Source organism: Nodularia harveyana UHCC-0300 (genome assembly GCF_034931085.1).
GTDB classification, from domain to species: domain Bacteria; phylum Cyanobacteriota; class Cyanobacteriia; order Cyanobacteriales; family Nostocaceae; genus Nodularia; species Nodularia harveyana.
This window is the reverse complement of sequence record NZ_JAYGHG010000004.1, coordinates 81133-102277: the sequence shown is the minus strand read 5'-3', so window position 1 is coordinate 102277 and position 21145 is coordinate 81133. Positions and strand designations below refer to the sequence as shown.

Sequence of the window (21145 nt, the reverse complement as noted above, 5' to 3'; positions counted from 1 at the left end):
ATATTCAATGTGGTTTTTACTACACAGGTTATGATTTTATCATAAAACCAAAAAGTTAAATTTAAATTTACCCATGCCAAAAGTTGAGTTAAAGCCTTGTTTCCTGATTCCTAATCAAGTGCAACTAGAGCATCCGTTGTTTGTCTATTTACCAGGATTGGATGGCACTGGTGAATTATTGCGATCGCAAACTGCGGGTTTAGAAGTCGGCTTTGATGTCAGGTGTTTAGCGATCCCCAGACAAGACCTCAGTAACTGGGATGTCTTAAGCAATAACGTCTTAGACTTGATTCATGGGGAATTAGAAAAAACCTCTCAAAGACCAGTTTATCTCTGTGGTGAGTCATTTGGAGGTTGTTTGGCGATGAAAGTAGCAACCCAAGCACCACAGTTATTTAAGCGAGTTATATTAATTAACCCAGCATCAGCCTTTCAGCTGCGTCCTTGGTTGACCTGGACATCCCAACTGACTAACTTCGTTCCAGAATACTTTTATGAGGTAGGCGCACTCGGTTTATTACCCTTTCTAGGCTCGTTATCACGTATTCCTCGCCACCTGCGCCATGAACTGCTGAAAGCTATGCGTTCTGTACCCCCGGCTACAGTCAACTGGCGATTGTCTCTACTGAAAGAATTTAGTGTAACTGAAGCGCAGTTAAGACAGCTAAACCAAGCAGTTTTACTCATTGCTGGTGCTGGCGATCGCCTATTACCCTCCGTAAACGAGGCTAAACGCTTGGTAAATATTTTACCTAATCCCCAGGTGGCTATATTACCTGAAAGTGGACACGCCTGTTTACTAGAAAATCAGATCGATCTCTATGAAATCTTACAAGAGCAAAATTTTGTAGAAGAACATCAGATCAAATCCCAGCAGGGAGTAGGCTTAACCTGAGTGCCGCTTCCGAGTAAGTCTCAGAAGTAAAAACTAGGGATGTGTGAGCCAAAATTGAATTTTAAGTAATACTGGTACAAGCAGCAAAACTTAAATAAAATCACAAAATGAAAATTCAACCTAGTGACGCGCCACTATTAAACTGGACAGGGGATACTTTAGCCCTGGGATTATTTGAAGATGCAGTAGCGTTAACTGGTGACCTAGCCAAATTAGATCAGCTGTTTGCCGGCGTTTTAAAAGAACTGATTGCTGAAGAAGAATTTACCGCCAAAGCCTACAGCACTATTTTTACTCGTGTTACTGGTAGTAGCTCTATCAGGAAAGTAATTTTAGTGGGTTTGGGAAAAGCAGAAGCTCTGAAAGCAGAAACCCTACGACGGGCGGCGGCGGCTGTGGCTAGGGTGGCAAAAAAGCAAAAAAGCAAAAATCTGGGCTTGAGTTTTCCATTGTGGAATAACGACTCAGCAGCAACGGCTCAGGCGATCGCCGAAGGTACACAACTAGCACTTTTTCAAGACAACCGCTTTAAATCTGAGCCAGAAGATAAAGGCATAAAAATTGAAACCATAGATTTACTGGGGTTAAGTGGACAGGAAGCCGCCATTACCCGCGCTGATCAAATCGTGTCGGGAGTAAACTTAGCCAGAGAATTGGTAGCAGCACCAGCCAATGAAGTTACACCCATTACCTTGGCAGAAACAGCCCAGGCGATCGCCACTGAACACGGCTTACAACTACAAATTTTAGAACGGGAAGACTGCGAAAAATTGGGTATGGGAGCTTTTCTGGGAGTTGCTCAAGCTTCAGAATTGCCACCAAAATTCATTCATCTCACATACAAACCCCAAGGTACAGCCAAACGCAAACTAGCAATTATTGGTAAAGGTTTAACCTTCGATTCCGGCGGACTCAATATTAAAGGTGCTGGTAGCGGTATCGAAATCATGAAAATTGATATGGGTGGTGCTGGTGCGACCTTTGGTGCAGCCAAAGCCATTGCCCAAATTAAGCCAGATGTGGAAGTTCATTTCATTTCCGCCGCCACGGAAAACATGATTAGCGGTCACGCCATGCACCCAGGAGACATCCTCAAAGCATCCAACGGCAAAACCATAGAAGTTAACAACACCGATGCTGAAGGGCGTTTGACCTTAGCCGATGCCTTAGTATATGCAGACAAATTGGGAGTAGATGCGATCGTTGACTTAGCCACCCTCACAGGTGCTTGTGTTGTGGCTTTGGGTGAAGATATTGGCGGCTTATTTACTCCCGACGATGCCATAGCCTCCCAGATCGAACAAGCTGCCGAAAGCGCTGGTGAAAAAATATGGCGGATGCCAATGGAAGAAAAATATTTTGAAGGACTGAAATCTGGGATTGCCGACATGAAAAACACCGGGCCGCGTCCTGGTGGTTCCATTACTGCGTCACTTTTCCTCAAGCAGTTTGTTAAAGACACCCCTTGGGCGCACTTAGACGTTGCTGGCCCAGTGTGGGCAGATAAAGACAACGGTTACAACAGCGCCGGGGCTACAGGTTACGGCGTGCGGACCCTAGTTAATTGGGTCTTAGCACAGTAGGGAAAGAAGAAGCAGGGGAGCAGGGGGGAAAGATTTTTAGTCCCCAGTACCCAATCCCCTAAAGTAGTAATAACGACCTAAATAATACGGTAGTCACAAACTTCCGGTTTTTGAGCAAAGCCATCTGGTAAAATTTGTAAGGTTTCTAGTAGCTCTAAGCAATGGGATCGACTGGTGTACGGATAGCAATTGACGCAATGGGAGGGGATCATGCACCCGGTGAAATCGTTGCCGGCGCACTACGCGCTAGTGAAGAATTGGGTGTAAAAGTATTATTAGTTGGTGATCCCCAACAAATCGCAGCTGCCCTGCCCCCAAAAACTAATTTGGAGCGGGTAGAGATCGTTCCTGCGGAGGAAGCGATCGCAATGGATGAGGAGCCTTTGAATGCCGTCAGACGCAAACGCAAGGCTTCGATTAATGTGGCGATGGATTTAGTCAAACAAAAACAGGCAGATGCTGTCTTTTCTGCGGGACACTCTGGGGCAGCTATGGCATCAGCTTTGCTTCGTCTCGGACGATTGCCAGGAATTGACCGCCCAGCCATTGGCACGGTTTTTCCAACAGTCAAAGCTGGTAAACCAGTACTGATACTTGATGTTGGTGCTAATGTTGACTGCCGCCCTAAGTTCTTAGAACAGTTCGCTGTTATGGGGTCAACTTATAGCCAGTATGTATTAGGTATTCCTAAACCTGAAGTAGGTTTGTTGAATATTGGTGAAGAAGACACCAAGGGCAATGAAGTAGCTCTACGCGCCCATCAGTTACTCAGAGAAAATTCCCAAATTAATTTTATTGGTAATGCAGAAGGGCGTGATGTCCTTTCCGGTAACTTTGATGTGATTGTCTGTGATGGATTTGTAGGTAATGTGTTATTAAAATTTGCCGAAGCAGTAGGAGAAGTAATTCTGCAAATATTGCGAGAAGAATTACCCCAAGGATTGCAAGGTCAAATTGGTACGGCAATTTTAAAACCTAACCTGAAGCGAGTTAAACAGAGAATGGATCACGCCGAACATGGTGGTGCTTTGCTTTTAGGGGTAGCCGGAGTCTGTTTTATTGGCCACGGTAGCTCTCAAGCTCCTTCTATTTTTAATGCCATTCGCATGGCAAAGGAAGCTGTAGATAATCAGGTGCTGCAAAGACTTCAGTCCCAGTATGAAATTCTACAGCAGGAAACAACTTAGAAGTTAGTCACAAAACTAGCGATCAATAGCTGGAAAGGAGTCATTGGTCAATAGGAAAAGACTAATGACTCATGACTAAAAGGCTTATAGCTTGGGAGACGAGGAGTGGAAAACTTAGGCATAGCAATTACAGGAAGCGGTTCGGCAGTACCAAAAACTCACCTCAGTAACCAGGAACTGACTGAACTGGTGGAAACTTCGGATGAGTGGATTACCTCAAGAACAGGAATTAGTCAACGGTGTTTAGCCTTGCCAACTGAGTCAGTGAGTAGCCTCGCTGCTGATGCTGGTAGTCAGGCGATCGCGGCGGCGGGAATTAAAGCGACAGACCTCGACTTGATTTTACTAGCCACATCCACCCCTGACGACTTATTTGGCAGTGCTTGTCAAGTTCAGGCAGAATTAGGCGCAACTAACGCCGTAGCCTTTGATTTGACAGCCGCTTGCTCTGGGTTTGTATTTGGACTAGTCACTGCTGCCCAATATATCAAAACAGGTGTTTATCAAAATGTACTGTTAATTGGGGCCGATATCCTCTCGCGCTGGGTAGATTGGGAAGACCGACGGACTTGTGTCTTGTTCGGTGACGGTGCTGGAGCAGTAGTATTGCAAGCCAATCAAAGCGATCGCCTATTAGGATTTTCCCTCAAAAGCGATGGTACACAAAACCGCTACCTTAACCTTGCCTATGCCCCCTCTTCCCAAGAATTACTCCCCAACGTCAAAGTCACTAAAGGCACTTACCAACCCATCACCATGAACGGCAAAGAAGTCTACCGCTTTGCTGTGCAAAAAGTCCCAGAAATTATTGATAAAGCTTTATTTCAAGCTAATCTCACTGTTGACCAAATAGATTGGTTACTATTGCACCAAGCCAATCAGCGCATTCTGAATGCCGTTGCTCAACGCCTAAATATTCCCGAAGAAAAAGTAATTAGTAATCTTGCCAATTATGGTAATACCTCCGCCGCATCTATTCCCCTAGCCCTAGATGAAGCCGTGCGGCAAGGCAAAATTAAACCTAATGAAATCATCGCTGCATCTGGCTTTGGTGCTGGACTCACTTGGGGCGCAGCTATCTTTAAATGGGGAAGATAAGAGGCAGGGGAGAAGATAAGAGGCAGGGGAGCAGGGTGCAGGGTGCAGGGGGGAAGAAAATTTTCGGCGTTGCTGAATCAAAGTATGAAATGCCAAAATTACCATTCTTGTTCTTCGTACCTTTGCGCCTTTGCGCCTTTGCGTGAGACAAATTCATACTCTCAATCAGCAACGCCAAATTTTCCATCTCAATCCCCGATACCCAATGACCAATGACTAACGACCAATGACAAATGACAAATGACAAATGACTAAAACTGCATGGGTGTTTCCCGGACAAGGTTCTCAAGCCTTGGGAATGGGAATTGATTTACTAGATATACCTACCGCTAAACAGAAATTTGCTGAAGCCGAAGCAATTTTGGGCTGGTCTGTAACGGACTTATGCCAACACGAAGAAGAAAAGTTATCACAGACGCTCTACACACAACCAAGTCTTTATGTAGTAGAAAGTATCCTAGCTGATATCCTCCGGGAACGGGGACACAAACCAGATGTAGTTGCTGGTCACAGTTTAGGTGAATATATTGCCCTGTATGTTGCAGGTGTATTTGAGTGGTCGGCTGGATTACGCTTAGTCAAGCGTCGTGCTGAACTCATGGATAGTACCGCAGGTGGTATGATGACTGCTCTGATGAACTTTGACCGCGAACAGTTAGAAGTAATTCTTGCGGAAACACCAGATGTAGTTTTGGCTAATGATAACAGTCCGGCTCAGGTGGTGATTTCTGGAACTCCAGAGGCTGTACGCTTAGTTATGTCGCAGGTGAAAGCTAAACGCGCTATACCCCTAAAAACCTCTGGGGCATTTCACTCACCCTTAATGGCAGCTGCGGCGGCGGAGTTCCAAGACGTTCTAGAATTAGTAGAATTTCAGCCGGCTGTTTTACCAATATTATCTAATGTAGATCCGATTCCATCTACTGATTCTCAGATCATCAAGCAGCGTCTCAGCCAACAAATGACAGGCTCGGTACGCTGGCGAGAAATTTCTCTGGAATTAGCAACACAAGGTGTTGAGCAAGTAATGGAAATTGGCCCTGGTAATGTGCTAACTAATTTAATTAAACGCACTACCCCGGATTTAAGTTTAAAAAATGTGCGTAATGCTGCTGAATTGCCAGTTTAGTTTTTCAAGCTAAATCATGAGCAAAGGAGAGTCAACCTTATGCATACACAGTTGTCTGATCATGAAAGAGAAATAGCTCTGAAATATCAATTTGGCAAGTTTCTCAAAATTGATGAAATCCCGTGCAAAAATTATTTTGCACGTAATGAATTGGTGGGGACAGTGATCATTAGTTTGACATTTGCCACTTTTATGAGTGCTTTTCTGATAGGGCTTTTTTCGTCGCTCATTGAGGGACTTAGCAATATCTGGGAATTATTGAATCTCAAACCCTTAAATTCACTCAATTTGTTATCACCTTCAGGCAAACTACAAAATACATTAACTCTGCAAATTACGTTTGGTGTATTTTTAGTCCTGGTTTTCTGGATGTTTTTTGTTTCTTCTAAACTAAAATATGCTGAGAGAATTGTTGCTTTTGAGCATGGTTTTTATCAGATAAAGTTAGGTTTTTTCCGACGAGAGCAAGAGATTCATTGTAGATATGAAGATATTAAGTATATCAGAATTTCCGGTAGCGAATCTGCGACCTATGTGAATGGTAAACCGACCAGTTATACTCACATTATCAGCTATCAATATTATATGGGAAAGCGTCAAAAAATGCCGCCTTTTGGTATTTATGCTGATGTGGCAGGTTGTAGTTCTAAGTCACTGGTCTTATTTAAATTGATTGGAAAATTATTCAAATCCAGATTGATGCCTCAAATCATGGCAGACTTGCAAAGTGGTAAAGAGGTTGATTTTCAGGGATTCAAAGTTAGTGATCAAGGGATTAGAACGAATCAGAAATCATTCTATCCTATTAATCAGATTAAAGAGTTGAGATTTTATCTGGATTCTGATGGTGATGGATTTGAACTTGAACCTAAGCCAGAATTTAAGGATAACAAGAACTGGCGACATTGGGGTAGTAGAACTGTGTATATTCGTTCCATTGACAACCCTCATCTATTCCTGGAAGTCCTAGAGATGCTCAAAATACCTGTCAATTTTGATGCACTTCCTGAATTAGCCAATATTAAGTAGATATAGTCATGGGATTGGCGGGATGTTGTTTAGAACTGAACAGTGATACAAAGATGCAACTGAGCCACTAGCGTACAAGATGTTATTGTCGCACCTGAATAGTCTGTAAATAAGCTAAATCTAACTCTCCTGAATGACTAAAAGCGATCGCAATGGCTTATGCTAAATTTGAATCTTAGTTGAATTATCTTCCGTGACCAGAGAACGCGAACCTTTAATCAGTCTGGCACTTTACCACGCTTTTAAGTGGTCTATTGTCAGCCCTATGCTTCATGCTTACTTTCGGGGGCGCATTTATGGGGTGGAAAATGTCCCCCAATCAGGGCCGCTAGTGGTAGTGAGTAATCATGCTAGTTACTTTGATCCACCCATTGTCTCTAATTGTGTACGTCGTCCAGTGGCTTACATGGCGAAGGAAGAATTGTTTGAAGTCCCGGTTTTGGCGCAAGCAATTAAATTGTATGGTGCTTATCCAGTGAGTCGGGGTAGTGGCGATCGCAATTCTATCCGTTCCGCCCTAGAGTATCTTGATAATGGCTGGGCTGTAGGTGTTTTTTTAGAAGGTACTCGTACTCCCGATGGTAAAATTACAGATCCTAAACGAGGGGCTGCATTACTAGCTGCGAAGGCGAAAGCACCATTCTTACCCGTGAGTTTATGGGGTTCTGACAAGATATTACAAGCAGGTTCGGCTATCCCTTGTGCTGTTCCTTTAACTATTCGCATTGGTAAGTTAATTGATGCACCCAGTTCGACTAATAAGGAAGAATTACAAGCTGTTACCCAACAGTGTGCGACAGCAATTAATGAGTTACATGATTTAGGACGTTAGAAGCATGGCGATCGCCCCCTGAGTCAAAGCATAAATTAAGGTAAAATCGGCGGTAGAATCATCAAGACGGGGAATTATGTCGGATTTAAGAACAGAACTCACAGAAAATCTAGATGAAGCTGAGTGGGATTGGCTAATTCCTCACGTTGTACAACGGGATGCGGTGATTGTCGTCGCCCAGAGTTTAGATTTGCTGGATGTGGGAGTGGCGATCGCCAGTAATCAAGTGTCATCTGTGCAACAATGGATGAATGAGCAATTAATAGCTAAACCTTCAACTACACAAATGGGAATGTGGAATAGCGATCGCACAAAGCGATTTCAAACTTTGATTATTCAGCCCTATGTTCTCATCCAAGAAATGACAGTATAAGAAAATATCACAGCAATTCTGGGAATATTTGGGTGGATCTCCATCTATCCAAATCCCCCCCCATTCACCGTTTTTTGAGATGTTCTGCACCAGTATAACCAGTCGCCACCCACATTAAAGCCCTCGCTCCATCACGGATAGATTTATCGACAGGTTCACGCATATTTTGGGAAGGTACTACCACAGGTTTTAATTGAATACCTCGACTTCCGAAAACTATCTCCCCAATCACACGGGCGCGAGGCATATGGAACTCCGAAGTAATTAAGTAAACACTCTTAATACCTTTAGCTTGTAACTCATCTACTAATGTAGTAAAATTAGTAACAGTATCTACTGCTTGATAATCCAAATATAATCTTTTCGGATCAACTCCAGCTTTAGCAAAGACACTCTGAGTTGATTGCGGTGGACTACCACCAGAAATCCAAATCGGTAAACTTGGATGTTCCCTGGCAAAATTGGCAGTGAACTTTTCTCGTTCTAAACGCGTCGTAGAACCACCCAATACTAACACTGCTTGGGGTGGTACCTTTTCAATTTTCGATTCTTGGTATCCCAACCAAACAAATAGAGGTAGGGCGAAAACCATAAATCGAAATGAATGACCTATAAATAATCTATGGTTCTTCAAGGCTCTATAATTTATTCTGTTGAGTCCAGGATTCCATCAGAAAAAAGATTAGCAAGTATGTAGGTTAGCAGATTTTGGAAAAATCCAGTTTAATATCCAGAATACTTTTATTTAATACATGGTCAAACACTTATTAACAGGAGATATAGAAATTGACCCTGTACATAGACTTGGAGCCGGAACATTCAATAACTATTCCAACTCCCCTGTTTATAGACTTTTGTTCTGATAACGGGACTGGCCAGGCTCGAACCGGCGACCTAGCGCTTAGGAGGCGCTCGCTCTATCCATCTGAGCTACAGCCCCAATTATAAGTCTTATTCTAGCAGATGGCAGTTACTATGATAGCAATAGTTTTAGCTTAAACAGCAAGAAGCCTCTGACTTAGCACTATCGTGGTAAGTGATGAGATGAATTGCGCGTGAGTTGACGACAGTCTCCCGACCAATGAGACAGCGAGGAAGGGAGACACGGAGGAAACGAGCATTTCCTTATTCTTCCGGTGAATTTTGATTTTCAATATATTTTCGTAACGTTGAAATAGTTATCCCACCACAACTAGCTACAAAATAAGATCCGTTCCAAAAAACATCTTTCCAATAAATTTTTGCTAGATGCTCTGAAAATTCTTGGCGTAATTTTCTAGAAGAAACTGATTTAAGATTATTTATCAGTTTGCTTAATTCTAAGTCCGGGTGGTACTGAAATAAGCAATGAATATGATCTTCCTCTCCATTGAACTCCACAAGCTTGCAGTCCCATTTTACTAATAGTTCCTCTAAGATAAGATGAAGTCGCTGCAACATCTCTCCAGTCAAGGCTTTGCGTCTATATTTTGTCGTCAAAACTAGATGTACTTTTAAATCGCTGACCGACCTTCCTTTCGATACAAAATCATTTTTCACAAGCTTATTGGCATATCTATTATAGTTAGTGTATGCTAAAACAGCAACACCAACACCAGAAAAAAGCAAAAATCAGGTGCGGATATCATACCAATACAAAATTAAGCCGACGAAAGAACAGGCAGAAAAGATTGACGAAACGCTAGAAAAATTGCGTTATCAATATAATTATTTGCTTGCTCAACGGTTTAATTGGTATGAACAAAACCGTTCTCCTATTGATAGGTGTTCCATTTTCGTTTGTCATTTACCAGAACTCAAGGATAAGCCAAATTATTACAGCCAAAAAGCATCATTAACTCAACTTAAAAAAGACCGTCCTTGGTACAAATGTATTCATTCTCAGGTGCTACAAGAAGTTCCTAGAAAAGTTGAATTAGCCTTTGACCGATGGCTGAAAGGTGATGTTAATGGCAAAAAATCGGGCAGACCTAGATTTAAAGGTGCGGGGCAATATAAAACATTTATATATCCTCAATTTAAGATACATTATTTTGCTGACAACAAAATAACGCTTTCAAAAATAGGTGATGTAAAAGTAATTGTTCATCGTCAAATACCCGATGGGTTTGATATTAAAACTGTGTCTGTCACCAAAAAAGCAGACGGATATTATACAACTCTAAGCCTTGATGATAAAACAGTTCCATCCGTTAAGCCTGATTTTAATGCTAATAATATTGTTGGTATTGATGTAGGACTAATTGATTTTATTGTTACATCGGACGATGGAAGGATTGCAGCCCCTAAGTTTCTGCGTAAGGCTGAACGTAAATTAAAATCCGCGCAACGTCGCGTTTCTCGTAGAAAAAAAGGGTCTAATCGTCGTAAAAAAGTGATTAAAAACCTGGGTATTCAACACAAGAAAGTATCAGATACCCGCAAAGATTTCCACTTTAAGACTGCAAACAATCTACTAAAAAAGTACGATGTGATTGCTGTAGAGAAGTTGAATATAAAAGGACTCGCTAGAACATGGTTGGCAAAAAGTATTCATGATTCTGGTTGGGGACAATTTATAGCGATTCTTTCAAACAAAGCCGAAAATGCTGGTTTGAAAGTAATCGCTGTAAACCCAAGCGGGACAAGCCAAGAATGCTCTAGTTGTGGTCACAAAATTAAAAAGCCGCTATCTCAAAGAATGCACAACTGTCATGTATGTCATGCGAGTTTGTGCAGAGATTTGAATGCGGCTATAAATATCAAGAACCGTGGGACACACGGTCTTAAAGCTCAACTAATGTCTTCATAGAGGAGTCGTTGAGAAGCCCACACTCACCTGAAGGGGAGTGTGTGGAGTATGTCACCTAGAGTACCAAGAATTATCCCAAGAACCGCCACCGATTTCTAAACCACAAACAGAGCTTTGTGCTTTCAGGATTGTCTGAGATTTACTATTAGTTAATTTTCGTAATTCCAAATTTAACTTTCCTTGCATGGTATCCCGACAACAAAATAATAAACCATTGGCTGTTGGCGCACGCAGGGGTGTACCCGGTAAATTAGTAGTTCCGGTTAATTCAATCTCATAATCTGAGTTTCTAGCCCACATTTGCCATCTACCCCAGGGCTGAATATTCCATTCTACTTTGGCATTCCAAGGAACAAATTCATAAAACTTACCTTGATAATGCAAGCCAATCATAGCCACAGATTCCATCCACCACAGAACACCGCGCCTACCACCACCAGCAGTTAAGGCTAAATCAGGTTCGCCATCAAAGCTATTACAATTTAACCAAAACCATTTTTGGGGAAAAGCACCGCCCCAATTCTTTTCTCCGTAAGCGGGAGCGTTGGTAAATTCATAAATTTTACCATTCCAATCAATCCAACCACTGGCTGAACCGTGAGCCATTAAAATTTGCCAACCAGGTTCAAAAATCTGTAACGATGATAGCCAACCGGCGGTTGATTGTTGAAGACTATTTTGATTTCCCCAATAGTAGATGGGTTGGATTTCGTATCGCCAACGGCAATAATTACCAGTTGCGGGATCATGAATCTCTCCCTGATTTAAAGTGGCTGTAGCTTGATAGCCTTCTTGAATATGATCTTCAAACTCGCTGGGAATAAGGTATTGAGGAGGGGTTTTGAGGTGGGTTTTACCCCAATGACCTAATGCAAGAACGTCTTTACTACCCCAGAATTTTTGGACATCAGGAAAGGTCCGACATATATATTCGTCATTTACCCCCAGGACTTGGGCTGCACCACCGCTATAGGATTTACTACCAATGGGGTCTTCGATGGAGTACATGAAGGCGAAGGTTTGACCACAATCGGGTAAAGTTACGCGATAATACCAACCTTCGAAGAAGCGGCGACTACTACCATCCCAATGGTATCCACTATGAGGGGTTTGGGTTAAATGAGGAAATTTTACGGGAATAGTTAACATATATCTATATTGTTGCCTATTTCTGGGAGTATGCGCGATCGCCTTGAGATAAATGATGCTTATAAAATTTTAGGACTTACACCGGGTGCATCACCAGAACAGGTGAAGCAAGCTTACCGTAAGTTGGTGAAAATTTGGCATCCTGACCGCTTTTCTGACCCACAGCAGAAACAGGAAGCAGAGGAGAAAATTAAAGATATCAATATAGCTTACAACAAACTCAAGTCGGAACTGCCCCATACTGTGACTGAGCCAGAAAATACCGCCAGTAATCAAGTAAATATCTCTGTGAAGCGCTGGGATGCGGAGACTTTTTATAATTGGGGAGTGGAGAATGCTAGCCAGGGAAAATATGAGGAGGCGATCGCAGATTTCACCAAAGCCATTCGTCTAAATCCTAATTATGTGGAAGCATACAAATATCGGGGCTTCGTTTGTGATCAACTGGGATTTGAATATCGAGCGAGTTCTGATTTAAATAAAGCCGAATCCTTAGAAAGGGGAGTCAGCTATGAAAATATTTATTCTGGTGCGAGATATTCCCGATGGTCAAGGTCATCCAGACCTGTCTTTAAGCGTAAATCCCTTTTATCCAGATGGTGTCAGCAAATTAAAAGGCTGTTGAGGATGAACAGGCGATCGCACTAGAATGTGTAATCTTAAAGTAGAGAATATATATTCTCTGCAAATTTAATTCACTCATTGCTAACTCCCTATCAAGCCATAATTTACAGCCAAAGCAAGGAAACAATTGAAGATATTTATTGTAAAAGGATTGTAATGTACATTGCCTCTGTTGACACAGGCAGTTTACGATAATTAGTATGCAAGCACGAAAACACTACTCACGCCCTCCAATAACTGAAGCATTGATTGATATACAAGTTCAACTTCCACAAGAAGTTAACCTTGATATTTTGGCACAGGTATATTTAAGTATTCAAACAGAGTACCCCAAGCGAGAAGAAATGCTTATGTTTCAGGGGCAAATGACTGCTGGTGCTAGTGTTGAGGCTACAGCAAGCCAATCTCAAATCGGCTACAGGATCTTTAGCGACGACCAAAAGCAGATTCTGCAATTACGTTTGGATGGCTTCACTTTCAGTCGGCTTGCTCCCTACGACTGCTGGGAAACATTTCGGGATGAAGCAAAGCGACTGTGGAGTATCTATCAGTCTTTGGTAGATCCACAGGCCATTACTCGGTTAGCGGTAAGGTATATTAACAGGCTAGATATTCCACTACCTGTTGGTGATTTAAAAGATTACTTAAGGACATTTCCTGAAGTTTCCTCTAACTTGCCGCAAGGACTAAGTGGCTATTTTATGCAGCTACAAATTCCTCAAGAGAAACTAGCAACAATGCTTGTTATCAACCAAGCACTAGTTCCTCCTCCAACACCTGATTTTATTTCTATATTGTTGGATTTAGACTTGTTTCTAGAACGGGATATTCCCCAAAATGGAATAGAACTTTGGAACATTGTGGAACAAATGCACGAACAGAAGAACAGAGCTTTTGAGGCTTGCATTACAGAATATACAAGGGAGTTGATGAACTAATGGCTACAATAACCCCTCCACGTCCTAATGACACCTTAACCCTACCCAGATTAATTGTACTTGAGCCAAGAGCTACCTCTCAGTTACAAAGTCCAGAAGGACGAAAAATAGCAGAGGTCACAGAAAATGCTTTGCAAGTTTTAATTCAGATCAAAGAATACTTAGAATCTATTAAAACTATTGGTGAAGTAGATTACAATGTAGTTCCACCAAAACGCTCAGAGCGGGTAGTGATGCGCGCCCAGTTCAAGGGGCGTAAAAAACCCATGCCCTATTTTTTAGAGGAAGAATGATAATAGACCCTTTTTGGGTGCAGGTTAATGAACCAACTCTCAGGCAAGGTGATTACCTGCCTGGGTGTCTTGTACCAGTCCCATTATTTGACCCTACAACTTTTGGAAAAAAAAATAATGAAACTCAAGAAGTAGAGGTAGAAGTAAACGAACTAGATTTAATTGTTCTCACTCAAAGTTGTGATTTAGATAACAAAAAAGTTAGTCAAGTAGTTGTATGTACAATTAATCATATTTTAGAATTTGAGGAAGCCAACTCAGAATTTGCCAAAAAGGGAAAGTGGAACGAGGTTTTAAAGGGTAAAATTGAGGGTTTACATCTACTTGCATCGCCAACTGACCCTGGCAATAATAGGGAAGCTCTGGTTGTAAATTTTAGAGAAATATATAGTTTACCTTATGAATATATTGTGAAACACTCCACAGATATCGGTTCTAGGTGGCGGTTAAAATCTCCTTACTTAGAACACTTTTCTCAAGCATTCGCAAGATTATTTATGCGAGTTGGTTTGCCGTCTTCAATTCCACGTTTTTAGAGAGAAAAATTACTGGCACTATTGTTTAATAGTGTGAATATGTAAGTGAATGGGGCGATTCTCCAGTATTTCAGGAATAGTTACTGTTGACTCCTGGCGTGTTGTCAATAATATAGATACCGCTAGCTAAACTGACCCATAAAGATCCAAATATTAAGAAAAGTTACGAAAACTGTCCACTTTACTTGAGTTATTGTAAGCTATTTCTGAAATTTTCTCACAAAATTGTAAATTTAATAAGCCGCCATAGGTTACTGATACTTTTCCATCGTAACTCGTGGCGGTTTATGAATAACTAGAGGCTGACTAAAGTAATTACAGTCACTTCTGGGGGACAAAATAAACGTCCTGGGCGATAAGTTCCTAAACCGCGACTGACGTATAACTGATTTTGAGATACTTGATGAAAACCTTTTGTCCATTCCCAATACTGCACGACTTTCCCACAATCTCCTAGTAATAATGGTTTCCAACGGCGGATTTTTGCAGGAAGTTTTTTGAGGAACTTTTGATAATGACAAATCACAGGTCCAAATCCTGGGATGACAATATGACCTCCGTGAGTATGTCCAGATAGTTGCAAATCTACTCGCCATTTTTGCAAAATTTTGGCAGTATCTGGATTGTGGGATAAGACAATGCGGGGTGTATCAGAATTGAGTATATCCATTACTGGTGCGGGGTTAAATTCCCGTGACCAATATTCAGCTAGCCCTACTATGGGTAATTGTTTTCCTAGAGGATAGGCGATTTCATTCCACAGGACATGAATCCCAGCGCTAGTTAGTGCAGATGTGATTTCTGTTTTTGAATGCTTGTAATGTATATCGTGATTTCCGAGTACGGCGTAAATACCAGAACTACTTTGTAAATGTTTGAGTCGTGAGGCTAGTTGGTGAATTGGTGTAGGATCATCGGTTACATAGTCACCTGTTAAGAGAATTATATCGGGTTCGGCTTCGTTAGTGGCTTCTATAGCCTGTGCTAATAATTCTTCAGAAATTCTGATTCCATCATAATGAAAATCTGTCAACTGTACCAGCTTTGTACCTTGTAAAGATTTTGGTAAATCCGCAATCTTAACCGTTAATTCATCTACTCTTAAACGTCCGGTAAACAACCAGTGCATAGTGCAACAGATACTCCTTATACCAGTATTTACAGCTTATCAAAAATTCAAACATCCTCTTCATTTAATGTCAAAACTTCAGGATGATTTATGCTCTTTGGAGGATAATTTCTGTAATTTCTGGGGGACAAAATAAACGTCCTGGTAAATAAGTTCCTAACCCGCGATTAACATATAGTTGATTGGTTCCCAGTTGATGTAAACCTTGCGCCCATTCCCAATGGTGGATGAAAAAGCTTTTTTTTCGCCTAGAGGGAAAGGGATATCGAATTTGTTGCTGAATTTTTTGGTAACAAAGTAATATGGGACCGATTCCTGGAATGACGATTTGTCCGCCGTGTGTGTGACCCGATAATTGCAAATCTACGCGCCATGCTTGCAATAATTCCGCAGTATCTGGGTTATGAGATAAGACTATCCGAGGTGTGTCGGGGTGGAGTTGGTTCATGACTGCTGCGGGATAGAATTCTGGGGAATAACGATCTGCTAGTCCTACTAATGGCAATTCTATTCCCCAAGGATAGGCGATTTGATTCCACAGGACGTTAACGCCAATGTTGGTGAGGGCGTGGGTAATTTCGCTTTTTGAGTGTTTGTGACGAATATCATGGTTACCCAGGACTGCATAAATACCAGCTTGACTTTGTAGTTGTTTGAGTTGTGAGGCTAGGGTGTGTATGGGTTCTGGGGTGGTGGTTACATAGTCGCCAGTTAATAAGACTAAATCTGGTTTTAATTGGTTGCTAGTGGCGATCGCCTGTGCTAATAATTTATCCGACAGTCGCAGACCATCATAATGAAAGTCCGACATTTGCACCAATTTCTTACCTTGTAAAGATACAGGTAAATCTGTAATCTTAACCGTTAATCTCTGTATACTCAACGGTCCAGATAACAACCAGTGCATAACATCTTTAGTAAAATTTAATTATAGAGTAATACAGATAATTAACTGCCAATTAATGTATGTATTTTTTAACTTGATCGACTTGTGACCGAAGCTTATAGAATGATAGAGACAGTTTAGCTAAAACATCATCCTTTAATTGTTAGTTAGCTGACAATTCCTGACCATTGAACTTTTTTATGTTGGTCTCGACGATAAGAAAAGAAATATTCTGGTGTTTGGTAAGTACAGTGAGGGGCGATCGCTATTTGTGCGGTGCTAATACCCAAATTTTCCATTTGTAAAGCATTAATTCGGCGCACATCTAACTTAACTTTTCCGGGGTTGGGGTCTGGGAATAGGGGTGAATTGGGTAACTGATGTAAAGCATCAATAATTTGCTTTTCTGCTGTGTGGGGTGTAATGCTAGCGCCAATTTCCGCCGCTACCTCCAGAGACACTTGGTAAACTTCACCGCCGATGGCGGGTCCCATAGCAATGCGTAAATCATCGAGTTGACTACCTTGGTCTTGTAGTCGGGCGATCGCTTGAGGAACAATCTTCGCAGCTGTCCCCCGCCAACCCGCGTGTAGTGCGGCTACTTGTCGAGTTTTAACATCCCCAATCAATACAGGTGTACAATCGGCGCTGGCTACCCACACAGCTTGTAGTTGCTGTTCGGTAATTAAACCGTCCCCCAAAGCCAAAACGGAATCTCCTGACCCTGTAACATCGTTTCCACCTGCTGTTAACTTGCTATGGATTTCTTGGGGAGTCAGAACTATATTGCCATGTACCTGTTTTAAACGATAAGCTGGTGCTTCTGGGTGCAGAACTTTTGTTAGATCTTCAGGCGATCGCGGCCAAAACTGCTGAGTAAAAAAGCCGTGTTGCCAATCTTGGAGAAGACTACAAGTAAGATAGGGTAGTCCTTGCCAATTGTGCCAGTTCCAAGTGTGCATCTTGAACCAAACCTCAACAGAAATCAATCAATCAATGCTAACTTGAACAACGGGATTTCGGTTAACTGCTGTGGGATTTAATCGGCAACTCTGGGAAAATCATTTAGAATCGGGACTGAGGTATAGTGATTTACCAACGTCCTTACATATTTTTGAAACTGTTCCGTCAACTAATCAGACTCTGTGGGCTTTACTGCAACAGGGGGCGGATAAAAATTCCGTAGTAATTGCTACTCAGCAAACTGCTGGTAGAGGACAATGGGGGCGTGAGTGGATTTCTCCAACAGGGGGACTATATCTTTCGGTAGGTCTTGTACCTACACTAGAAGCTAGTGATAGTTATCAGCTCACCTTAGCTACTGCTTGGGGAATTGCGGCTGAATTGCGTCAGTGCGGTATAAGTGTGGGCATAAAATGGCCTAATGACTTAGTATTGCAGAATCGCAAACTCGGCGGTATTTTAACGGAAACAAAAGTCCACAATGGCAAGATCATACAAGCAGTGGTTGGTGTCGGGATTAACTGGACTAATTCAGTACCAGATACTGGCATCAATCTCCAATCTTGGCAACTTTCCCAGCCGACTCAGGCTATTTCTAGTCTAGAAATGCTCACTTCCACTGTTTTATCCGGGATAAAATCCGGTATAGACTGTCTCAGCCAAGAAGGAATAAATGTACTCTTGTCTCGATATTTAGATTTATTGACAAATATCGGTGATCAGGTGTATATCAATAATCTTTTAGGCACTGTGGTGGGCGTAACTTCACAGGGGAAACTCCATGTATCTTTTGACGTGTATGATCCCAATCAGATAAACAAACCAGAAATTTATGTCGAACCCGGTACAATTAGCTTGGGTTACAGTAAATCTTCTATTTGATTTGAGGTTTGTTCAAAATTTCGCTCTCTGGGCAATACAAACCACTGACATCATCTCTTTAGGCTAATTTAAAACAACTGAGAGAAACAATGACGCAGCGCCATAAATCTGCCCATCACGATTTAAATAACTCAAAAAAACGGAATCCTTACGGAAATCTGCTCCATATCTATGCATCTACTCTACCAGCACAAAGTTTTTTCTTGCTGAGTAGTGCTAGTTTCTTAAGTGGCGGCTTGGCAATTGCCCAAACAGAAACGGGTATAGATAATATTGTTCCTACTACTGAAAGTTCGTCAGCAAATGTAGTTATTCCAACTAAGGTTGAGAAAAATACTGTTTCTGCTGTACCATCTCCAGCAAAGTCGGATCTCGTACAACGTCAAGCTGACTTGACAGAAAGATTACGTAGTAGACAAGGGGTATCTACTCCAGAGACAAGTGTGACTTTGGAGAAACCCAAAACTGAGGTTTCTACTCCCAAAGCAAATGTCATTTTGGAGAAACTCAAAACTGAGGTTTCTGCTCCAGAGACAAGTGTGACTTTGGAAACACCTAAAACTCAGGTTTCTACTCCCAAAGCAAATGTCATTTTGGAGAAACCTAAAACTGAAGTAGCTCAACCTCCGAAACTCCGCACTTTACCGGAGAAACTCCCAGAAATTGCCCAACCTTCAAATAGCTCCAACAGCGCCACTACTGCAACGGCTGGGAAAACCAAGGATTATAATAACGTCTATCTTGATCCTACCAATTACAGCACTAACACCCAGGCTACTTATAAAGCACCTAACTCGGTGGTGCTAACAGAACGCTCTAGTGGTTGTCAAACCGTTTTACCATCTGGGGAAAGTGTATTAAGTAGTAGTTGTGTGCCATCTGCACAGAATCAGCCAGTAGCTAGTTCTGATGCTAAAACTACACCTAATTGGCTGAAAGCTAGCCAAAATACTCCAGTAGAAAATGCTCCAGTGGCTCGACCAGTAGCTATTAATACACCAGTAGCTCAACCAGTAGCTCAACCAGTAGTGCGACCAGTAGCCACTAATAATAGACAGACTGCATCTAGTGGTGTGAGTAAAACTGCATCTGGACTGAGGCGTTTTCTCCCTAAACCCAGCGATTTCGTAAGTACTTCAAACCAGGGGTCGGCGATCGCATCTAGTGGTGAGACTCTACCCCCACCAATGACAGCAGCTAATGTTGCACCCCGCACTAGTAAAGTGGCTTATGACTTCCCACTAGCCTCGGTATTGCCACAAATTCCCTTTACCGGGAACCTGGCTTATCGTGGTGATGGGGATATGATTTTTCCTCTTTCAATCCCGGCTCGGATTACTTCCATGTTTGGTTGGAGAACTCATCCCATTTCAGGCGATCGCCGCTTCCACGCCGGCACAGATTTAGGTGCGCCTACAGGTACACCAGTCATAGCCGCCGGAGACGGTACAGTGCAAACTGCTAACTGGATGGGTGGTTATGGTTTAACCGTCATTGTTAATCACCCTTCCGCCGAACAAACCCTTTATGCTCATTTGTCAGAATTATTTGTGCAACCCGGTCAAAAGGTAGAACAAGGAACTATCATTGGGCGAGTGGGTAGCACTGGTAACTCTACAGGGCCTCACCTACACTTTGAAGTCCGCCACCTCAAACCAGAAGGTTGGGTTGCTGTTGACTCAGGTGTACAATTACAAGTTGCTCTCAATCAGCTAGTACAAGCTTTACAAACAGCTAGAGTGACAGGAGAACCAGATAGCTAGGACTGGGACTGGGAACTGGGTATTAGGGATTGGGAAGTAACAATCTTTCCCCCCACACCTCCCACACCCTGCTCCCTAATTTACACATACCCATTTTCTGCTAAAAACTCAGGTGTTACCATATCGGTTTTTAAGTGTTTTCCAGCAGGAGAAAGAAATTTCTCAACGTATTTACCGAGAATATCCCCTTCTAAATTTACCCAACTGTCAGGAACAAGATCGTGGAGATTTGTCTCGTCATAGGTCAGGGGAATAACTGCAACTGTGAACTGAGATAATTCCGGTTCATAAGCAGCTACGGTGAGGCTGATACCATTTACAGCAATGCTACCTTTGGGGACAATATACCGCGCGATCGCTTCGGGTGCAGTAAAAGTCATTTCCCAAGAACTAGCTGTTTGTTCAGCAGCCACTAATTGACCTCTACCATCTACATGACCCATGACAAAGTGACCGCCTACTTTGCCCCCCACCCGCAGGGACGCTTCTAAATTGACGTATTTCCCTTGTATTTCCTCATCTCCTAAAGTCGTGCGGCGCAGAGTCTCCGGTGAAGCAGTGGCGATAAACCCATTATTTAAAATTTTCTCCACTGTTAAACAAACACCATCTACAGCCACACTATCGCCATAAGCTAAATCCTGCATAATGACTACAGAAGACTGACTTACAAAGGTAATTTGCCAAGAGTCGCCCCCTAACCCTTTCATTGTTCCTATGGCTTGGATTAATCCTGTAAACACGGCTTTTTTCTCAAACTTATTCTAGTTATTGTCTAATTCTGCCCAAAATTCACTGTAATTCTGACATTAATGCCGAACATTTTAAGTATAATTTCTGACTGTTTTTATTATAAATTTATTAACACATTCGTATCATTCACAAGGCATACTTGGTTAATAAGGTTATGTTCTAAGTAGACCACATTGACTTACTCTGGTCTTCTCCAGAAGTTCACGGTTTAATAGAAGCAATTATAGAGAACAATGGTTATGTTTATTCTCACCTCAAAGTTACCGAAGAAAAGGGTATTATTTATGACAGAGCGCCCAATCATTAACAGGA

General features: G+C 42.0%; 22 protein-coding genes and 1 tRNA gene. 15 read left to right on the top strand and 8 right to left on the bottom strand.

Features of this window, described 5'->3' with window-relative positions:
* Nucleotides 1–73: 73 nt before the first annotated feature.
* From VB620_RS04175 to VB620_RS04140, 8 genes are all read left to right on the top strand, one after another.
* Nucleotides 74–895: an alpha/beta fold hydrolase gene (locus VB620_RS04175; RefSeq protein ID WP_323194882.1), complete on the top strand. Its 822-nt coding sequence runs from the start codon at nucleotides 74–76 to the stop codon at nucleotides 893–895.
* A gap of 107 nt (nucleotides 896–1002) precedes the next feature.
* Nucleotides 1003–2478, top strand: a complete 1476-nt coding sequence (locus VB620_RS04170) for a leucyl aminopeptidase (protein ID WP_323194881.1) — start codon at nucleotides 1003–1005, stop codon at nucleotides 2476–2478.
* A gap of 161 nt (nucleotides 2479–2639) precedes the next feature.
* A complete protein-coding gene (gene plsX, locus VB620_RS04165; protein ID WP_323194880.1) occupies nucleotides 2640–3665 on the top strand; it encodes a phosphate acyltransferase PlsX in 1026 nt (341 codons plus the stop codon).
* A 105-nt stretch (nucleotides 3666–3770) separates the two neighbouring features.
* Nucleotides 3771–4763: a beta-ketoacyl-ACP synthase III gene (locus VB620_RS04160; RefSeq protein WP_323194879.1), complete on the top strand. Its 993-nt coding sequence runs from the start codon at nucleotides 3771–3773 to the stop codon at nucleotides 4761–4763.
* Between the two features lie 247 nt (nucleotides 4764–5010).
* Nucleotides 5011–5892 carry an ACP S-malonyltransferase gene (gene fabD / locus VB620_RS04155; RefSeq protein ID WP_323194878.1) on the top strand — a complete coding sequence of 294 codons (882 nt, stop codon included), beginning with the start codon at nucleotides 5011–5013 and terminating at the stop codon, nucleotides 5890–5892.
* 162 nt (nucleotides 5893–6054) lie between these two features.
* On the top strand, nucleotides 6055–6921 hold the full coding sequence (locus tag VB620_RS04150) for a hypothetical protein (RefSeq protein WP_323194877.1): 867 nt from the start codon (nucleotides 6055–6057) through the stop codon (nucleotides 6919–6921).
* Nucleotides 6922–7114: 193 nt separating this feature from the next.
* On the top strand, nucleotides 7115–7753 hold the full coding sequence (locus tag VB620_RS04145; protein WP_323194876.1) for a lysophospholipid acyltransferase family protein: 639 nt from the start codon (nucleotides 7115–7117) through the stop codon (nucleotides 7751–7753).
* A 76-nt stretch (nucleotides 7754–7829) separates the two neighbouring features.
* Nucleotides 7830–8126, top strand: coding sequence for a DUF2288 domain-containing protein (locus VB620_RS04140; RefSeq protein ID WP_323194875.1), 297 nt, complete (start codon nucleotides 7830–7832; stop codon nucleotides 8124–8126).
* Nucleotides 8127–8190: 64 nt separating this feature from the next.
* On the opposite strand, the gene VB620_RS04135 is transcribed toward VB620_RS04140, so the two are convergent.
* The 3 genes from VB620_RS04135 to tnpA form a co-directional block, all read right to left on the bottom strand.
* Nucleotides 8191–8718 (bottom strand): YdcF family protein, encoded by a 528-nt coding sequence (locus tag VB620_RS04135; RefSeq protein WP_323194874.1) that lies wholly within the window; start codon nucleotides 8716–8718, stop codon nucleotides 8191–8193.
* 274 nt (nucleotides 8719–8992) lie between these two features.
* Nucleotides 8993–9066: transfer RNA gene (locus tag VB620_RS04130), tRNA-Arg, on the bottom strand.
* Between the two features lie 185 nt (nucleotides 9067–9251).
* Nucleotides 9252–9665 (bottom strand): IS200/IS605 family transposase, encoded by a 414-nt coding sequence (tnpA, locus tag VB620_RS04125; protein WP_323194873.1) that lies wholly within the window; start codon nucleotides 9663–9665, stop codon nucleotides 9252–9254.
* Between the two features lie 76 nt (nucleotides 9666–9741).
* Between tnpA and VB620_RS04120 the strand changes: the two genes are divergently transcribed.
* Entirely contained in the window at nucleotides 9742–10917 is a 1176-nt protein-coding gene (locus VB620_RS04120) for an RNA-guided endonuclease InsQ/TnpB family protein (RefSeq protein ID WP_323194998.1), read from the top strand.
* A 51-nt stretch (nucleotides 10918–10968) separates the two neighbouring features.
* On the opposite strand, the gene VB620_RS04115 is transcribed toward VB620_RS04120, so the two are convergent.
* Nucleotides 10969–12066: a tocopherol cyclase family protein gene (locus VB620_RS04115; protein WP_323194872.1), complete on the bottom strand. Its 1098-nt coding sequence runs from the start codon at nucleotides 12064–12066 to the stop codon at nucleotides 10969–10971.
* A gap of 30 nt (nucleotides 12067–12096) precedes the next feature.
* Here VB620_RS04115 and VB620_RS04110 point away from each other — a divergent pair, with 30 nt between their 5' ends.
* The 4 genes from VB620_RS04110 to VB620_RS04095 all read left to right on the top strand — a co-directional run bounded on the left by VB620_RS04110 (nucleotide 12097) and on the right by VB620_RS04095 (nucleotide 14457).
* Nucleotides 12097–12714: a J domain-containing protein gene (locus VB620_RS04110; protein ID WP_323194997.1), complete on the top strand. Its 618-nt coding sequence runs from the start codon at nucleotides 12097–12099 to the stop codon at nucleotides 12712–12714.
* A 176-nt stretch (nucleotides 12715–12890) separates the two neighbouring features.
* Entirely contained in the window at nucleotides 12891–13628 is a 738-nt protein-coding gene (locus VB620_RS04105; RefSeq protein ID WP_323194871.1) for a TIGR04255 family protein, read from the top strand.
* The gene (locus VB620_RS04100; protein ID WP_323194870.1) at nucleotides 13628–13921 is read left to right on the top strand and encodes a hypothetical protein; all 294 of its coding nucleotides are present in this window, start codon (nucleotides 13628–13630) and stop codon (nucleotides 13919–13921) included. The genes VB620_RS04105 and VB620_RS04100 overlap by 1 nt, the downstream gene beginning before the upstream one ends.
* Nucleotides 13918–14457 (top strand): hypothetical protein, encoded by a 540-nt coding sequence (locus tag VB620_RS04095; RefSeq protein ID WP_323194869.1) that lies wholly within the window; start codon nucleotides 13918–13920, stop codon nucleotides 14455–14457. The genes VB620_RS04100 and VB620_RS04095 overlap by 4 nt, the downstream gene beginning before the upstream one ends.
* A 295-nt stretch (nucleotides 14458–14752) precedes the next feature.
* Here VB620_RS04095 and VB620_RS04090 read toward each other — a convergent pair whose 3' ends face one another.
* From VB620_RS04090 to pgeF, 3 genes are all read right to left on the bottom strand, one after another.
* Nucleotides 14753–15586 (bottom strand): metallophosphoesterase, encoded by an 834-nt coding sequence (locus VB620_RS04090; protein ID WP_323194868.1) that lies wholly within the window; start codon nucleotides 15584–15586, stop codon nucleotides 14753–14755.
* A gap of 88 nt (nucleotides 15587–15674) precedes the next feature.
* Entirely contained in the window at nucleotides 15675–16493 is an 819-nt protein-coding gene (locus VB620_RS04085) for a metallophosphoesterase (RefSeq protein WP_323194867.1), read from the bottom strand.
* 146 nt (nucleotides 16494–16639) lie between these two features.
* Nucleotides 16640–17434: a peptidoglycan editing factor PgeF gene (gene pgeF, locus VB620_RS04080; protein ID WP_323194866.1), complete on the bottom strand. Its 795-nt coding sequence runs from the start codon at nucleotides 17432–17434 to the stop codon at nucleotides 16640–16642.
* Between the two features lie 70 nt (nucleotides 17435–17504).
* On the opposite strand from pgeF, the gene VB620_RS04075 reads away from it, so the two are divergent.
* Both VB620_RS04075 and VB620_RS04070 read left to right on the top strand, forming a co-directional pair.
* The gene (locus tag VB620_RS04075; RefSeq protein ID WP_323194865.1) at nucleotides 17505–18317 is read left to right on the top strand and encodes a biotin--[acetyl-CoA-carboxylase] ligase; all 813 of its coding nucleotides are present in this window, start codon (nucleotides 17505–17507) and stop codon (nucleotides 18315–18317) included.
* Between the two features lie 89 nt (nucleotides 18318–18406).
* Entirely contained in the window at nucleotides 18407–20080 is a 1674-nt protein-coding gene (locus VB620_RS04070) for a peptidoglycan DD-metalloendopeptidase family protein (RefSeq protein WP_323194864.1), read from the top strand.
* 80 nt (nucleotides 20081–20160) lie between these two features.
* Here the strand turns inward: VB620_RS04070 and VB620_RS04065 are convergent, their stop codons facing one another.
* Nucleotides 20161–20823 (bottom strand): riboflavin synthase, encoded by a 663-nt coding sequence (locus tag VB620_RS04065; protein ID WP_323194863.1) that lies wholly within the window; start codon nucleotides 20821–20823, stop codon nucleotides 20161–20163.
* Between the last annotated feature and the right edge of the window lie 322 nt (nucleotides 20824–21145).